This is a genomic window from Rhizobium sp. BR 250 (assembly GCF_047445855.1).
In the GTDB taxonomy this organism is placed as follows: Bacteria; Pseudomonadota; Alphaproteobacteria; order Rhizobiales; family Rhizobiaceae; genus Agrobacterium; species Agrobacterium tumefaciens_I.
The window spans coordinates 350,364-365,746 of the sequence record NZ_JARWKW010000002.1; the positions used below are offsets into that span (position 1 = coordinate 350,364).

A 15,383-nucleotide genomic window follows, 5' to 3' on the forward strand; every position below is an offset into this window, starting at 1 on the left:
ACCCCCAATGTTGTTACCCCGTAATCTTCGAGAAATCCGCAACCGTTCCGGTGGCCTCGCGGATAGCCTTCAGCAGCGCCAGACGATTGGCGCGGATGGCCGCATCCTCGTCATTCACGAGCACATCCTCGAAGAACTTGTCCACGGGCGCGCGCAGCGTCGAAAGCGCCTGCATGGCCGAGCGGAAATCCTCGCCTTCGACGGCCTTGGCGGTATCGGCAGAGGCGGTCTTGATCGCCGCATAAAGCGCCTTTTCGGCATCGAGCTTCAAAAGCTCTTCCGAAACGCCATCGGCGACGACGGTGCCCTTCTTTTCCTCGGCGGCCAGAAGCTGCGTTGCGCGCTTGGCACCAGCCAGAAGGTTCCTGCCATCCTCGCCGGTGATGAAGGCGGTGAGCGCCTCAACACGGCGGGCGATCATCAGGAGATCATCGGATTCGGGCGTCAGGACAGCGTCGATCAGATCGTAACGCGCGCCGAGATCGCGGAGGTAGACTTTCAGGCGGTCGTGGAAGAAGGAGAGAAGGTCCGGATCCTTCGCAACGCTCAGCAGCGGAAGCCGCACGTTTTTCTCAAGCAGAATGCGCACCACACCCAGTGCCGCACGGCGCAGCGCGAAGGGGTCCTTCGAACCCGTCGGCTTTTCATCGATAGCCCAGAAACCGACGAGCGTATCGAGCTTGTCGGCCAGAGCAACCGTGATCGCCACCTTGCCGGCCGGCAGGCGGTCGGAGGGGCCCTGCGGTTTGTAGTGATCTTCAATCGCAGCGGCCACGCTTTCGTTTTCGCCCTGTAAGGTCGCATATTTGCGGCCCATCAGGCCCTGAAGCTCGGGGAATTCACCAACGGCTTCGGTGCGCAGGTCGGCCTTGGCCAGTACCACCGCGCGGTCCACCAGCGTTTCATCGGCACCGACGACCGAGGCCAGTGCCTTGGCCAGCTCGCGGATACGGGCCACACGTTCACCCTGCGTGCCGAGCTTGGCATGGAAGGTGACGTTCAACGCATCGAGCTTGGCCATGCGCTGATCGAGCGGCTTCTTGAGATCGAGGCTGAATTTCGCAGCCGAATCCTTCAGCGTTTCGAGATCTGGCAGATCGCCCTGGTCGCGATTCCAGAAATGGCGGGCGTCCGACAGACGGGCGCGCACGACTTTGCCATTGCCATGGATGATTTCCTTGCCGCCATCGCTTGCCTCGATGTTCGAGATCAGGATGAAGCGGTTGGAAAGCCCCTCTTCCGCACCCTGATTGCGGGTGACGAAACACTTCTGGTTGGTCTTGATGGTGAGGCGGATGATTTCCGCCGGGATTTGCAGGTAATCCTCTTCGAAGGTGCCCATCAGCACCTGCGGCCATTCGACGAGGCCGGAAACTTCCTCGAGAAGACCTTCATCTTCCACCAGCTCGAGACCGTTGGCGAAGGCCAGATCCTTGGCGTCGTGCAGAATGATGTCCTTGCGGCGCTCGGCATCGAGAATGACCTTCGCCTTTTCGAGGCTCGAGACATAATCCTCGAAACGGCGCACGGTGATCGGGCCGGGCGCATGGAAACGGTGGCCATAGGTGACGTTGCCGGCGACGATGCCGTCGATGGCGAAAGGAATGACCTGCGTTTCGTCATGTTCGGGGCCGAACAGGCAGACGATGGATTGCAGCGGGCGCACCCAGCGCAGGCTTTCCGAACCCTTGCCTTCGATGCCGGCATAGCTTGAGCCCTTCGGCATGGAAGCCGGGCCAGAGCGCATGGATTTCGGCCAGGGGAAGGAGCGGATGATGCCGGGCATCACCTCGGCGATGATCTCTTCCGCCGGGCGGCCGGGCTTGTTGATGATGGCGATGTAGAAATCGCCCTTCTTCGGGTCGGAAACGACCTGAGCCTCGGAAATATCATTGAGGCCAGCGCCGCGCAGGAAGCCCTCGATGGCCTTTTCATTGGCATCGGTGCGCGGACCCTTCTTTTCCTCACGCACGTCGGCGGAGCGGGCGTTGAGGCCACGAATATCCAGCGTCAGGCGACGTGGCGTCCAATATTCGCGCGCGCCCTCATAGGTCAGCCCTCTCTCCACCAAGGCATCGGTGACGAGTTTCTTCAGATCGCCAGCCGCCTTGCGCTGCATGCGGGCGGGGATTTCCTCGGAGCGGAGTTCAAGCAGAAGATCAGGCATGGGATCAGGACTTTATCTGTTGTCGGACGATTGCGGTCGGCTTAGCAAGCAACGCGGCAAAAGTCACCAATGCATTCGGTTAAATTACCGCGCTCGGGCCTTACCAGCCGCCGCCACCACCGCCGCCCCMGCCGGAGCCGGAAGAACCGCCGCCACCACCGCCCGAAAAGCTGGAGCCGGAGGAACTGACCGGCTGGGGAATCGTCGACGCGATGGTATTGGCCATGGAGGTGGAAAAGCCGCCGATACGGTCGCCAAAGCTGCCGTAATTGCTGCCCGCATACCAGCCGGGCGCATAACTTGCCGCAGCGACACCGGCGGCGGCTGTCGCAAGCCAGGCCTCAAAGGTGCGGCTCCACGGTTTTTCGACGCCGAGCGCCACCGCATAGGGCAGCAGCGTTTCAAAATGCTGTGGCGACATGGCCGGCGCACCTGCCATGTTCATCCGGTCCTTTTCCGCCAGCGTCAGATAGGTTCGGAGGCCTTCGATACCATCCATCAGCTTGCGGCCGAGCGGCGTTGGCGCACCCATCAGGAACAGGAAAAGCGCATTGGTGAGCACGATGCCACCAATCGCGGCCAGCGCCAGCGACTTTGTGTCATGTGTCACATCCAGCAGGATTTGTGTGGCGATGCCGCCGATGGCTGAAAAGGCCACAAAGCCGGCAAAAGCCAGCATGACAATACCGCCAATGCGCTTGCGCAGCGGCGCGCCGCGCGAGAACTGCCGGCCGATGCCGATCGACAGGATGCTGAAAAAGAAGGCGAAAAAGCCGAAGACCAGAACGGCGGCAATGGCGCTCTCATCGAGGTCACCAAAGACAAGCGTCGCGATGATGATGGCGATGCTGAAGAAGATACCGAAAACGATATAGCCGGCATTGCTGCGGTAATATTTGCCGCGATGCTCTTTCTCTATCGCTGCGCGGAATTGTGAACCAACCTTTTCGACCTGCGTGCCATGGGCCTTGTCGATGGTCAGCGTTTCGCCTGGACCGCCGATGGAGGAGAGCAGCGTCTTCTGCCCGGTAGGCAGATCGGCGGCGGTTGCCTTTTCCGTGCGGCGAATGACGATGGAATTCTTCAGATCTTCCAGAACGACAAAACCCTTTACCGCAAGATCAAGGGCCGAGGCGGAGAGAGCCGTCCAGCCCGCGCCGGAAAAACCGCGGTTATCGACATAATTGACCAGAGCCGGGGAAAGCCCCTCCGGCGCATCCCAGCGCGGCACGATCACACCTCTGGCCGGGTCGCGGCCCACCGCGAACCATGCCCGGAGATAATAAAGCAGCACGGCAAAAAGCCCGCCGCCGGAAAGCAGGATGGCGAGATTATCCCGCAGCCACCAGCCCGCCTCCTGCGAGGTATCCGGCGCGGCAATGGCACCCTTTGGCAGCTTCACCGCAACCGTCATGCCCTCGCCCACCGAAAACGGGCGGGTGGAGGCAAAAAACACCTCGTTGCCTTCACTCAGAATACGCGCATCCTTGCCCTTGGCACCGAGGGGACCGGTGAAGACGGCGGTATCGGTGGCCTTGACGCCCTGTGGCAGCGTGATGGTGGCGGAAATCTCGCCTATCGGGAACTGCCAGCCATTGCCGGTGACGTTCCAGGTCAGCTCGTCATAATCGCTGAAATATCGGATCTGCCGGGCGGTGGTGTAGGTAATCTGGAAGATGTGCTCGCCGGTCGGCAAAAAGCGGTCGGCGCTGCCGGTATAGATGCGGATACCGCCATCGATATTTTCGGTGCGCCAGTTTTCCGGCGCACCATCACGCTCCACGGAAACGACGTTGAAATCCACCTTGGTGCGGCGGTTATTGGCATCCAGCGCATAAAGTGGGAAATCGCGGAAGATGCCGCGCTTGATGTTCTGGCCTTCGGCGCGGGCAGTGATGGTTTCCGTCACGGTCAGCTTGCCATCCTGCGCAACTTCCACAACGGAATGGTAGGAGCGTATGAACTCTTCCGCCAAAACCGGGAAGGCCACGCCCAGGAAGACGAACAGCGCGAGAAGTCTTGCGGCGATGGTCTTCACGGGCGATCCTCCTTGAGGGGTCAGAGCGTTTCCGGTTTCAACTGATGCACGTACAGTCATTTCCGTCATACCGGGCTAGACCCGGTATCCAGAAGCCGCGCGTCGGCGCGGCTTGAAGAGTCTTTCACGATCAAGGACTTGATCGCACTGAATTCCGGCTCAAGGACGGAATGACGGAATTGAACCGTTCTTCTAATGCCGCGGCTCGGCAGCGTTTTCCTTTTCCGTATACTCGACGCCAAGCGAGGCAAGCGCTTTCCAGTAGCCCGGATAGGTCTTGCCCACGCAGGCCGGGTTCTGGATGGCGATGCCGCCGATCTTCAGCGCCGCCAGTGCAAAACTCATGGCGATGCGGTGATCGGCGAAGGTATCGATGGAAGCATTCACCGTCTGGCCCGCGAGCGACGGATCGGAATGCACGATCAGGTCGTCGCCTTCCTCATGCGCCAAACCGTTACGGATTTCGTTGAGGCCGAGCGAGACGGCGCGGATGCGGTCGCATTCCTTGACGCGCAGATTGGCGATGCCGACGAAACGCACTGGCGTTTCGTTGAAGGCGGCCAGAACCGCGATGGTCGGAATGGCGTCCTGCATTTGCGAACCATCGATTTCGGCGGGCAGATGCGGAAACTTCGCCATGACCTCATGGGCCTTGGCATCCGGCTGGGTGAATTTATCGGCTGGCGTGCCGATATCGATCGCGCCGCCGGTCAGAAGCTCCGCGCCCCAGAGATAGGTGGCGGCGGAGGCATCCGGCTCGATGTGGAAATCGGTTGCCGTGTAGCCCGTCGGGTGCACGCGCCAGATGGCGTTGCTGACCCGCTCCACCTTCGCGCCGAAGGCTTCCATGGCCGATGTGGTGAGATCGATATAACCCTTCGCGCCGATTTCCTCGCCCTTGAGGATGATATCCACCGGCTTGTCGCCGCAGGCGGCGGCCATCAGAAGCGCCGACACATATTGGCTGGAGAGGTTGGCATCGATGGTGACGCTGCCCTTCGGGAACCCGGTGCCCTTGCCGCAGACGGTAACGGGCGGGCAGCTGGTCGGCGCTTCCGCCTCGACGCCGAGCGAACGCAGCGCTTCCACCAGCGGCATGATCGGGCGCTTGCGCATGTGTTCGTCGCCATCGATGATGACGGCGCCATCCACAAGGGCCGCGGCGGCGGTGAGGAAGCGGGTGGCGGTACCGGCATTGCCGAGGAAAAGCGGCTTTTCCGGCTGCTGCAGCACGCCGGAGCTTTCGACCACGAAAGTGGTGGCATCAGGCTCGGTGACCTTCACGCCCATCTCGCGCAGGGCTTCGGCCATATAAAGCGTATCGTCGCTTTTCAGTGCGCCGGTCAGACGGCTTTTGCCTTTGGCAAGACCGGCGAGCAAAAGCGCGCGATTGGTGATGGATTTGGAACCGGGCGGCTCCACCTTGCCGGAAAGCGGGTGGCCGGGCGGGGTGATGGTCAGTTCGATCATGATTGTCGTCTTGTCAAAGAATGCGGCGAAAGGCCGGATTATCGGAATATCGGCGGGAGATTGGGAGCCGGTGCTTAGAATTTCACGGTCGGCACGGCGCGGTCGGCCGGGTTGTCGATCTCGAAATAGGGCGCCTTGGCAAAACCGAACTGTCCAGCGACCAGATTGGAGGGGAAGCTCTCCACCTTGACGTTGAGATCGCGCGCGGCGCCATTGTAATAACGGCGCGACATCTGGAGTTCGCCTTCGATGGTTTCGAGCGACCGCTGCAATTCCAGAAAATTCGTGTTGGCCTTGAGGTCGGGATAGGCTTCCGCGAGGGCAAAAAGCTTGCCGAGCGCCTGCGACAGCAACCCTTCCGCCTGGGCACGGCCTTCGACATCGCCAGCCGGCACGGCCTGTGCCCGGTTGCGCAGGTTGATCACCTCCTCGAAGGTGCTCTTTTCATGTGCGGCATAACCTTTGACGGTCTCGATGAGGTTGGGGATGAGATCGGCGCGGCGCTTCAGCTGCACGTCGATGCCCGACCACGCCTCTTCCTTCATCTGCCGCGCCTTGACGAGGCCGTTATAGATGAAGACGACATAAAGCGCGATTGCCGCGATGATTGCCAGCGTGATGAACATGAATTGCGATTCCCAGCTTCGATGCGCGCACGATAGCGGCTCATTGCCGCAAAGTCATGGGGCTTCGGTCATTCTGTCCCTTTTTGCGAGGAGGAGAAAACCGCGACCAGCGTGCCACGTCATTTATTGTAGACGGTGCAATATAATCGCAGACCGGATGTCTTCCTTACAAAAACGGTGTGAGAGGCAAGCGTGTAACCGCGTTCCGCCCAATAGTCCTTGTTCTCCTGCAGATGGTTCCAGCCGTCTATTCTCCAGTCGAGCATCTTCGTGTTGCGCGTGTAGTGCATGCGGACGAGTGCGCTACCAACATCAAGCGATCGCTGGCCGCTGTCCTTGCAATCCATACGCGTAACGATCATGCCGAACGTCCGCAGCTTATCTGCGCGAACAAAGGCATCGTTGCCGCTCATCCATTCGGTTGTTTCGGCAGCCGCAGCGTTACCGAGAAGACATGAGAGCATCAATACAGGTAAAAAAACTAGGCTTCTAATATTCATAACTCAAATCCACCATGATGTTTCACGTCATCCATCAACGCAAAATAAAAGGCCGTCAAGAACGGCCTTTCAAATTCATTGAAACTTTGGCGTGAAACCATCTTCCAAAATCAGGCGGCCCTGTTCCAGTTCAGCCCGCCGGCATCCGTCAGCAGGAAGGCTTCGCCGCAGGCTTTCGCCAGCGTGCGCACGCGCAGGATATAGCTCTGGCGTTCCGTCACCGAGATCACGCCGCGCGCATCCAGCAGGTTGAAGACATGGCTGGCCTTGATGCACTGGTCATAGGCCGGGAATACACATTTGTGCAGGCGCTGATTGTCGTCATCGCCAGGCGCGCCGGCAGCGAGAAGCGCCAGGCACTCCTTTTCCGCATCGATGAAATGGCGATGCAGCATGGCCGTATCGGCAAATTCGAAGTTGTGACGGGAATATTCCTGTTCGGCCTGCAGGAAGACGTCGCCATAGGAAATCTTCTCTTCGCCCTCGCGGCCGTTGAAGTTCAGGTCGTAGACATTGTCGACGCCCTGAACATACATGGCAAGGCGTTCCAGACCATAGGTGAGCTCACCCGCCACCGGCGAACATTCGATGCCGCAGACCTGCTGGAAATAGGTGAACTGCGACACTTCCATGCCATCGCACCAGCATTCCCAGCCAAGACCCCAGGCGCCGAGCGTCGGGCTTTCCCAGTCGTCTTCGACGAAGCGCACGTCATGCAAGAGCGGATCGAGGCCGATTGCCTTCAGCGAACCGAGATAGAGTTCCTGAAGGTTCGACGGGTTCGGCTTCAGAATGACCTGGTACTGGTAATAATGCTGCAAACGGTTCGGGTTTTCCCCATAACGGCCGTCGGACGGGCGGCGTGAGGGCTGCACATAAGCGGCCTTCCACGGCTTCGGTCCCAGCGCACGCAGCGTGGTTGCCGGATGAAACGTGCCCGCGCCCACTTCCATATCATAGGGCTGCAGCACCGCGCAGCCCTTGTCGGCCCAGTAATTGTGCAGCGTCAGGATCAACGCCTGAAAGGAACGCTTCGGGTTCATATGGTCGGGAATATCGGTCATTTCAGTCATCGCGGCGTTAGGAGGACAAGTAAGCCTTGACTTACTTCGGATGCGGACTGGTGCCACGGCGTGGCGTGGGGGTCAAGGTTTTATGCGTAAAGCCGCAGCCTTACGTCTCGTCCTCGCGCTTCACGCGGTACTCGCCGGTTTCAGGATCCTTGATCAGCGTGCCGATGGCGCCGGTTTCGCGTTCCTTCTCGCGCTGTTTGGATTTCGCCGAAAGCTTTTCCGCATCGCGAACGAAGCGGCGATAGAGGATGATGGATCCTACCACCAGCAGAAGAATTGTAATGAGCTGCGCCATAGGGCTTTATTCCCGCGACATCATAGACCGAAACGCGACCACAATGCCTTTTCTTCGGCGACCTCCGCAAGACCCGAGACGGCTCCGGCCGCCAGCCTGTCCGCGTCGAGGCCAAGCGCGGCATTCACGCCCGGCACCTTTTTACCGAACAGCGAGCGCCCGCCGCTGACGAGCTGGAGCTTGACCTTTTCGCCGTAACGGCGGCGCAGCACGTCCCGCATGTCGCCCAGTCCGTCGATCAGGCCGAGATCGAGGCCGCGCATGCCGGTCCAGAACAGGCCGGAGAAAATCGCCTCGTCGCCCTTCAGTTTCGAGCCGCGGCGCATCTTGACCATGTCGATGAAGACGGTGTGGATTTCCACCTGCAGCGACTTCAGGTAATCGATATCGCCTTCCTTTTCCGGCTGGAAGGGATCGAGGATGACCTTGTTTTCGCCGGCCGTATAGACGCGGCGCTCCACGCCGATCTTCTTCAGCATTTCCGGAAAGCCGAAACCGCCGGACACGACGCCGATCGAACCGACGATGGAAGTGGGGTCGGCGATGATCTCGTCGCCGGCAAGCGCGATCATGTAACCGCCGGAGGCTGCCACATCCTCCACGAAGATCAGGACCTTCTTGTCCTTTTCCTCGGCAAGCTGGCGGATGCGGTTATAGATCATCCGCGCCTGCACCGGCGAGCCGCCGGGCGAATTGAGCGAGATGGCGACGGCCGGGGCATCCTTGATGGCGAAGGCCTTTTCAAGCAGCGGCGCATAGGAGGCGAGATTGAGAGCGGGACGGAACTGGTTGCCGCCGGCCATGATCGCGCCATGCATGCGCACCACCGGGATGACGAGCTCTTTTTTACGAAAGCGTTTCGGCACCAGATACTTCAGAAAACCCACTACTCAATCCTCGCAGCATTTATCCGTTCGTCACGGATGTATGTATCGCCCCGGAAAACGCAATGGTTTGCGACCGGCGGAACCGCGATATTTATGACGCGGACCGGATTGCCCTTACATTACGTGAATAGGCGGCACGGCCATTGTTCAGGTCATCCACGAAGGGAGTAAAGGCATGGCTGCCGGTCTCGTGCATGATGAGCGGCGCGCGGAAGGACAATCGCGCGCGTGAACCCTTGATCGCGGTCACAAGCATGCGCACCGCATCCTCGCCGGGACGCGGATGGATGAGAGTGATCTCCATGCCGCCGAAACGGCTGCCGCAGGCGGCGATGATCTCCGCCACCGATTGGGGTCGGGAAATGAGCGAAAGCTGACCCCCCGGAACCATGATCGCGCCCGCGGTCCTGATCCAGTCTTCGAACAGGCCCTCCGTCATGGCATGCGCTTCCGCCTTCAAGGCATCCGGCGTGCGGCGGTCGCCCGCATCGTTATAGGGCGGGTTCATGATGACGTGATGGAAATAATCATCGGGCAACCCCGCTTCGGCGCGCGCTTTCGCCCGCAGGGTCACATCGGCCTTGCGCACATTCACCCGAGCGGAAAAAGCGGAATTTTCCGACAATTCGAGGCTGCGGCGGGCAAATTCCGCCATTTCCGGGGAGCGTTCGTAAAGCGTCACTTCGGCATTTTCGAGCCGCGCCGCCACCGCCATGCCGGCAGCACCGGCGCCGGCGCCGAGATCGGCAATGCGGCAGGCGCGGTCATCCGCCACCAGGGAGGCCAGAAGCATGGCATCCATGCCCGCCCGGTGCCCCCTGCCCTTCGGCTGGATAATGTGAAACCGGCCCCGGTGAAAGGCGTCGATCGTTTCGGAAATGCCGTCGCCCACCGCCGCTCAAGCCTCTTCGTTGCGCAACTCGTCGCCCAGCCCGGCATCGATGAGAATGCGGCGGGCCTGGTCGGCGCGGTCTTCTTCCACCAGGAACCTTCGCGGCAAAAGACCGAGCGATCCCTCCAGAATGCTCATCGCCTGATCGGCAATGAGGCAATGGATGCCGGCGTCCTTCATCAGGCTTTCAGCGAAGGAAAGAAGCACGGCATCGTTGGTACGGATCAGTTCACGCATGGATAAGCCCTAAATTCCCATCTTTTTGAATGGCTAGCGGCAATTCGCCCCTTGCCGCGCAAGGCGCCAGTTTTTATTGTCAAATACAAATTCGAACAGGAGTCCTGTCCCTTGGGCGTCGTCATACCGCTTGAAGAAAGCAAAAACAAACTCGCATCCGTCAAGCCGCTTGTCGACCTGACCCGCCCCGACATGGAACGGGTGAACCAGCTTATCCTTTCGAAGGCCGGTTCCGATGTCCAGATGATACCAGAGGTGGCCAATCATCTCATCTCCTCCGGCGGCAAGCGCCTGCGGCCGATGCTGACGCTCGCCTCGGCCTCGATGTTCGGCTACGAGGGCGACAATCACATCAAGCTCGCCACAAGCGTGGAGTTCATGCACACGGCGACGCTTCTGCACGACGATGTGGTGGACGAAAGCGATCTGCGCCGCGGCAAATCCACCGCGCGCACCATCTGGGGCAACCAGGCAAGCGTTCTCGTCGGCGACTTCCTGCTCGGCCAGGCCTTCCGCATGATGGTGGATGTCGGTTCGCTGGATGCGCTCGACGTACTTTCTACAGCGGCTTCGGTGATCGCCGAAGGCGAGGTGCTGCAGCTTTCGGTCGCCAAGAACATGGAAACGACCGAGGACGATTACCTGCAGGTGATTCGTGCCAAGACGGCCGCCCTCTTTGCCGCCGCAGCCGAAGTCGGCCCCATCGTCGCCAAGACGGACAAGGCAACCCGCAGTGCGCTCAAATCCTACGGCATGAATCTTGGCCTCGCTTTCCAGCTGGTCGATGACGTGCTGGACTACGGTGGAAAGTCCGCCGATCTCGGCAAGAACACCGGTGACGATTTCCGCGAAGGCAAGATCACGCTGCCGGTTATCCTGTCCTATCGCCGCGGCACGCAGGATGAGCGCGCCTTCTGGCGCAACGCCATCGAAAAGGGCGAAAGCAGCGACGAGAACCTGGAGAAGGCGCTCGGCCTGATCACCAAATATAACGGTCTTGCCGATACGATCGGCCGCGCCACGCATTACGGCACCATTGCCCGTGACGCACTTGCGCCCCTGCCGCAAAGCGCCTGGAAAGACGCATTGCTGGAAGTCATCGACTTCTGCATCGAGCGTCTCAACTGAGGCACAAGGCCATGCAAACGGCGGATGGACAGGACCATCCGCCCGACGTTCCGGGCCGGTTTCTCCGCAAGGTGTGATTGTGGCTAAAGCCATAATTTCTTGCGGGGTTGCTTCAAAAAAGCCATTCTATCGTGACCAATAATGGAAACTGATTTTTCCGTGCATTCGCACAAAGGCAAAGGTTCCCTCATGCGGCGTAAACCAGCACTCCGTCTTCTCTGCAGCGCGGCTATTGCCGCTGCTCTCGCAATCGGTGCGGGTGCCAGCCCCGGCTTTGCGGAGACGAAGGCAAAACCGGAAGATAAAGCCGTTACCTTCGATCCCGGCAAGGTGAACACCTTCTCCGGCGCTTTCCTCGCCGGGCGCAATGCCGATGTCGACCAGGATTACCCCACCGCGATTTCGCTCTACAAGAAGGCGCTGGAATATGATCCGGCCAATTCGGAAATCCGCCAGCGGCTGATGATCGCCGAACTTCTGAGCGGCAACTTCGAGGCCGGCGCGAAGATCGCCGATTCCATGAAGGACGATACCTCGGTGGAGCGTGTGACGACCATCGTGCGCGGTCTTGACGCCATCAAGGACAAGGAATTCACCAAGGCCGAGAAGATCCTGAAATATACCGGTCCGAACGATCTCGACCGCATGGTCAACACGCTTCTGACCGCCTGGGCGCGGGCCGGTTCCGGCAAGCCGAAGGAAGCGCTGGCGCTCGTCAACAATATGAAGGGTCCGGGCTGGATTTCGATCTTCCAGAAATACAATGCCGCGGCCATCGCGCTGGTTTCCGGCAATACCGAAGCCGCACGCAAGAGCCTGAACGAAGCCGTGACGGATCGTGAAGGCGGGGCCACCGCCTCCGATACCTATATGCGCGCGGTCATGGCGCTTGCTCGCCTTGAGGCTTCCGCCGGCAACAAACAGAAGGCACTGGATGCGATCGCCGTCGGTGATACGTTCGCACCGAACTATGCGCCGCTGAAAGCGCTTCGCGAGGCGATTGAAAAGGGCGAAAAGCCGGAGCAGCAGATCACCAATGCGGTGGAGGGCGCCGCCAGCGTCATGTTCTCGATTGCCGGCGCGTTGAACCGCGAAGGCGCCGAAGAGATCGTGACCCTTTACCTGCAGACGTCGCGCGCCCTTGATCCCAAGAGCCCGGATACGCTTATCCTTCTCGGCGGTCTTGCCGAAGCGATGAAGCAGCCTGAGCGTGCCATCACCTTCTATCGCGAAGTGCCGAAGGATTCGCCGATGTACCGCATCTCCGAGCTGCAGCTCGGACTGACGCTGGCGCAGACCGGCAAGGTGGACGAGGCGCGCAAGCATCTCAAATCCCTGCTTGAATCCGATCCGAAGGATGTCCGTTCCTACCTTGCCTATGGCAGCGTGCTTTCGGACGCCAAGGATTACCGGGCCATGGCGGAGAACTACGACAAGGCCATCGAGGTCATCGGCGCCGTGGCGCAGAAATCCGACTGGTCGGTGTTCTTCCAGCGCGGCATCGCCTATGAGCGGCTGAAACAATGGGACAAGGCCGAACCGAATTTCAAGCGGGCGCTGGAACTGAACCCGGAGCAGCCGCAGGTGCTGAATTATCTGGGCTATTCCTGGGTAGACAAGGGCATCAATCTCGATGAAGCCATGAAGATGATCAGCCGCGCGGTCGAGCTTCGGCCGAACGACGGTTATATCGTCGATTCGCTCGGCTGGGCACATTATCGCCTTGGCGACTTCGACCAGGCCGTGACGGAGCTGGAACGCGCAATCGAGCTCAAGGCCGGTGACCCCACCATCAACGACCATCTGGGCGATGCCTATTGGCGCGTCGGCCGCAAGATCGAGGCCGTTTATCAGTGGAACCGTGCCCTGATCGGCGACAATGACGATGTCGACAAGGCCAAGGTGAAGGAAAAGATCGCCAACGGCCTGCCGCCTGTCGAAAAGGACGCTGAAAACACCGCCAAGAAGGACGTGGTGCCGCAACCGCCGGCTCCCCCGGCACCGGCGACCCCTGCTCCGGACAAGAAATCCTGACGCGGCATGCGCGTGCATGAGGTTTCCGGGGCCACCGAAACAATCGAGGCGGCCCCGGCCAAGATCAATCTGGCGCTGCATGTGACCGGCCAGCGGGCGGATGGTTATCATCTGCTCGAAACGCTTGTGACATTCACCGAGGCCGGCGATGTGATCCGCATTCGCAACGCCGACGCCGACAGCTTCTCCATTTCCGGCCCCTTCGGCGATCTTCTGCGCACTGGCGATGGCGGCGACAATCTCGTCACCTGCGCCAGAGACATGCTGCGCGATGCTCTTGCCTCAACAGGCCAGCCCGTCCGCCCGGTCGACATTCACCTTGAAAAGAACCTGCCGGTTGCCTCGGGCATCGGCGGCGGTTCGGCGGATGCCGCGGCGACGCTGCGCGGGCTTTTGCGGCATTGGAGTGCCACGATCGCGCCGGAAAAGCTTACTTCTCTTGCACTGAAGCTCGGTGCGGATGTGCCGATGTGCCTTGCAAGCCGGCCGCTGATCGCGCGTGGTATTGGCGAGGACATCGAAGCGCTCACCGACCTGCCGGAACTCTTCATGGTTCTGGCTAACCCGTTGAAAGCCGTCTCGACACCGGAGATTTTCCGGCGATTGCAGAACAAGGCCAATCCGCACCTGCCCGCCCATGCGACAATTGGCTGGATGGATTTTCTCACCCAAAGCCGCAACGATCTGCAGCCGCCGGCTCAGGCGCTGCTGCCTGAAATCGGAGAGATAACCGGGCTGCTGTCTGAGGAAGGGGCCGCCCTTGTCCGCATGTCCGGTTCGGGGGCAACCTGTTTCGGGATTTTTCATTCCTTCGATGCCGCCAAAAACGCGGAAACATCGCTTCGGAAGAAACGTCCCGGCTGGTATTTTCAGGCAACGCGGACCATTTGAGGGCCGGATATTTCGAGGATAAGGCCATGGCAGGCGATAGACCCTTCATTCCCCTTGGCATTGCGGTTCTGACCGTTTCAGACAGCCGCACGCTGGAGAACGACAAGTCCGGCGACACGCTCGTCGCAAGGCTGGAAGAAGCGGGCCACAGGCTCGCGGCCCGCGCCATCGTGCCGGATGACAAGGCAGTGATTGCCGACACCGTGCGCGAATGGACGCTGTCTGAAGGCGTGGACGTGGTCATCACCACCGGCGGTACCGGCTTCACCGGCCGGGACGTGACACCGGAGGCGCTGGAGCCGCTGTTCGAAAAGCGCATGGACGGGTTTTCCACCCTCTTCCACCGCATCTCCTACGACAAGATCGGCACCGCCACCATCCAGTCGCGCGCGACCGGCGGCGTGGCCAACGCGACCTTCATCTTCGTGCTGCCCGGCTCTCCGGGCGCCTGCAAGGACGCGTGGGACGGCATCCTCAAGGCCCAGCTCGATTATCGCCACCTGCCCTGCAATTTCGTGGAGATCATGCCAAGGCTTGATGAGCATTTGAAGCGCGGCAAAAGCTGAATATCCGTATCGCTTGCCAAGCCGCAATACAGTTCGTTTTTCCATCCACTCACCCGTAATGCGGCTGACGCTTCGCGGTAGTATGGTTGTTCCCGCGACGCGGAATGCCATAAGCTCGGCGGCCTCTGACCGCCGAGCGTGTCGTCATCATAAAGCTTATCGGCGGTTTCTCTCGCGAAGCTCGGCCGAAGGGTCGATCATCATGGAGGTGTCGAAACGGCTGTTCGTGCGTTCGACCATGCCGTTATCGAGCACGCGGAAACGGACTTCCGGATTGGAGACAGATGTCGCCGTATCGCCCGCATTTCCGTGATCCTGGGTGATTTTTGCAATCGGCGAAGCGGTGTTGCTGAGAATACCGTTTGCAAAGGCGGTGGAGGTTGCGGCAATCAGGGCGAAGGCGGCGACGGTCAGATTTTTGATCATGGTCTGGATCCTCGTAACAGGTAACACTGCGGCTTGCAGCATCGTGAAAGTAAAACCTCGGATTTTCAGCCGCCTGTCGCCAAATATACAAATTTGTAAATCTGTAAATCCGTGAAATGCCGCAATAAAGCCCGATTTTCGGCGTGAGCAGGA

Annotated in this window: 15 protein-coding genes; 4 read left to right on the forward strand and 11 right to left on the reverse strand. The window is 60.1% G+C overall.

The window, feature by feature from the left end; genetic code table 11:
- Positions 1–13: 13 nt before the first annotated feature.
- From glyS to QD336_RS04800, 10 genes are all read right to left on the reverse strand, one after another.
- Positions 14–2,167 carry a glycine--tRNA ligase subunit beta gene (gene glyS / locus QD336_RS04755; protein WP_499169602.1) on the reverse strand — a complete coding sequence of 718 codons (2,154 nt, stop codon included), beginning with the start codon at positions 2,165–2,167 and terminating at the stop codon, positions 14–16.
- A gap of 100 nt (positions 2,168–2,267) precedes the next feature.
- Positions 2,268–4,205, reverse strand: a complete 1,938-nt coding sequence (locus QD336_RS04760; RefSeq protein ID WP_499169603.1) for a DUF2207 domain-containing protein — start codon at positions 4,203–4,205, stop codon at positions 2,268–2,270.
- 192 nt (positions 4,206–4,397) lie between these two features.
- A complete protein-coding gene (locus QD336_RS04765; RefSeq protein WP_499169605.1) occupies positions 4,398–5,675 on the reverse strand; it encodes a 3-phosphoshikimate 1-carboxyvinyltransferase in 1,278 nt (425 codons plus the stop codon).
- 74 nt (positions 5,676–5,749) lie between these two features.
- Positions 5,750–6,301, reverse strand: a complete 552-nt coding sequence (locus QD336_RS04770) for a LemA family protein (RefSeq protein WP_269342090.1) — start codon at positions 6,299–6,301, stop codon at positions 5,750–5,752.
- 119 nt (positions 6,302–6,420) lie between these two features.
- Entirely contained in the window at positions 6,421–6,801 is a 381-nt protein-coding gene (locus QD336_RS04775) for a hypothetical protein (RefSeq protein WP_499169607.1), read from the reverse strand.
- 110 nt (positions 6,802–6,911) lie between these two features.
- Entirely contained in the window at positions 6,912–7,874 is a 963-nt protein-coding gene (locus tag QD336_RS04780; protein ID WP_269342087.1) for a glycine--tRNA ligase subunit alpha, read from the reverse strand.
- Between the two features lie 100 nt (positions 7,875–7,974).
- Positions 7,975–8,169, reverse strand: coding sequence for an NfeD family protein (locus QD336_RS04785; protein WP_269342085.1), 195 nt, complete (start codon positions 8,167–8,169; stop codon positions 7,975–7,977).
- Positions 8,170–8,189: 20 nt separating this feature from the next.
- Positions 8,190–9,056: a S49 family peptidase gene (locus QD336_RS04790; protein ID WP_269342084.1), complete on the reverse strand. Its 867-nt coding sequence runs from the start codon at positions 9,054–9,056 to the stop codon at positions 8,190–8,192.
- A gap of 91 nt (positions 9,057–9,147) precedes the next feature.
- The gene (locus QD336_RS04795) at positions 9,148–9,948 is read right to left on the reverse strand and encodes a tRNA1(Val) (adenine(37)-N6)-methyltransferase (protein WP_499169608.1); all 801 of its coding nucleotides are present in this window, start codon (positions 9,946–9,948) and stop codon (positions 9,148–9,150) included.
- A gap of 6 nt (positions 9,949–9,954) precedes the next feature.
- Positions 9,955–10,185, reverse strand: coding sequence for a putative signal transducing protein (locus tag QD336_RS04800; protein WP_003503261.1), 231 nt, complete (start codon positions 10,183–10,185; stop codon positions 9,955–9,957).
- A 111-nt stretch (positions 10,186–10,296) separates the two neighbouring features.
- On the opposite strand from QD336_RS04800, the gene QD336_RS04805 reads away from it, so the two are divergent.
- The 4 genes from QD336_RS04805 (at position 10,297) to moaB (ending at position 14,804) form a co-directional block, all read left to right on the forward strand.
- Entirely contained in the window at positions 10,297–11,313 is a 1,017-nt protein-coding gene (locus tag QD336_RS04805; RefSeq protein WP_269342081.1) for a polyprenyl synthetase family protein, read from the forward strand.
- 189 nt (positions 11,314–11,502) lie between these two features.
- The gene (locus QD336_RS04810; protein ID WP_499169609.1) at positions 11,503–13,347 is read left to right on the forward strand and encodes a tetratricopeptide repeat protein; all 1,845 of its coding nucleotides are present in this window, start codon (positions 11,503–11,505) and stop codon (positions 13,345–13,347) included.
- A 6-nt stretch (positions 13,348–13,353) separates the two neighbouring features.
- Positions 13,354–14,238, forward strand: a complete 885-nt coding sequence (locus QD336_RS04815; protein WP_499169610.1) for a 4-(cytidine 5'-diphospho)-2-C-methyl-D-erythritol kinase — start codon at positions 13,354–13,356, stop codon at positions 14,236–14,238.
- Between the two features lie 26 nt (positions 14,239–14,264).
- A complete protein-coding gene (gene moaB / locus QD336_RS04820; protein WP_499169612.1) occupies positions 14,265–14,804 on the forward strand; it encodes a molybdenum cofactor biosynthesis protein B in 540 nt (179 codons plus the stop codon).
- A gap of 156 nt (positions 14,805–14,960) precedes the next feature.
- Here the strand turns inward: moaB and QD336_RS04825 are convergent, their stop codons facing one another.
- A complete protein-coding gene (locus QD336_RS04825) occupies positions 14,961–15,230 on the reverse strand; it encodes a hypothetical protein (RefSeq protein ID WP_499169613.1) in 270 nt (89 codons plus the stop codon).
- Between the last annotated feature and the right edge of the window lie 153 nt (positions 15,231–15,383).

What these genes read in the sequence shown, in the direction of transcription:
- QD336_RS04785 (WP_269342085.1), bottom strand. Translation starts at nt 8,169, where the DNA reads ATGGCGCAGCTCATTACAATTCTTCTGCTGGTGGTAGGATCCATCATC.
- QD336_RS04780 (WP_269342087.1), bottom strand. Translation starts at nt 7,874, where the DNA reads ATGACTGAAATGACCGATATTCCCGACCATATGAACCCGAAGCGTTCC.
- QD336_RS04765 (WP_499169605.1), bottom strand. Translation starts at nt 5,675, where the DNA reads ATGATCGAACTGACCATCACCCCGCCCGGCCACCCGCTTTCCGGCAAG.
- QD336_RS04825 (WP_499169613.1), bottom strand. Translation starts at nt 15,230, where the DNA reads ATGATCAAAAATCTGACCGTCGCCGCCTTCGCCCTGATTGCCGCAACC.
- moaB (WP_499169612.1), top strand. Translation starts at nt 14,265, where the DNA reads ATGGCAGGCGATAGACCCTTCATTCCCCTTGGCATTGCGGTTCTGACC.
- QD336_RS04775 (WP_499169607.1), bottom strand. Translation starts at nt 6,801, where the DNA reads ATGAATATTAGAAGCCTAGTTTTTTTACCTGTATTGATGCTCTCATGT.
- QD336_RS04800 (WP_003503261.1), bottom strand. Translation starts at nt 10,185, where the DNA reads ATGCGTGAACTGATCCGTACCAACGATGCCGTGCTTCTTTCCTTCGCT.
- QD336_RS04815 (WP_499169610.1), top strand. Translation starts at nt 13,354, where the DNA reads ATGCGCGTGCATGAGGTTTCCGGGGCCACCGAAACAATCGAGGCGGCC.
- QD336_RS04810 (WP_499169609.1), top strand. Translation starts at nt 11,503, where the DNA reads ATGCGGCGTAAACCAGCACTCCGTCTTCTCTGCAGCGCGGCTATTGCC.
- QD336_RS04770 (WP_269342090.1), bottom strand. Translation starts at nt 6,301, where the DNA reads ATGTTCATCACGCTGGCAATCATCGCGGCAATCGCGCTTTATGTCGTC.
- glyS (WP_499169602.1), bottom strand. Translation starts at nt 2,167, where the DNA reads ATGCCTGATCTTCTGCTTGAACTCCGCTCCGAGGAAATCCCCGCCCGC.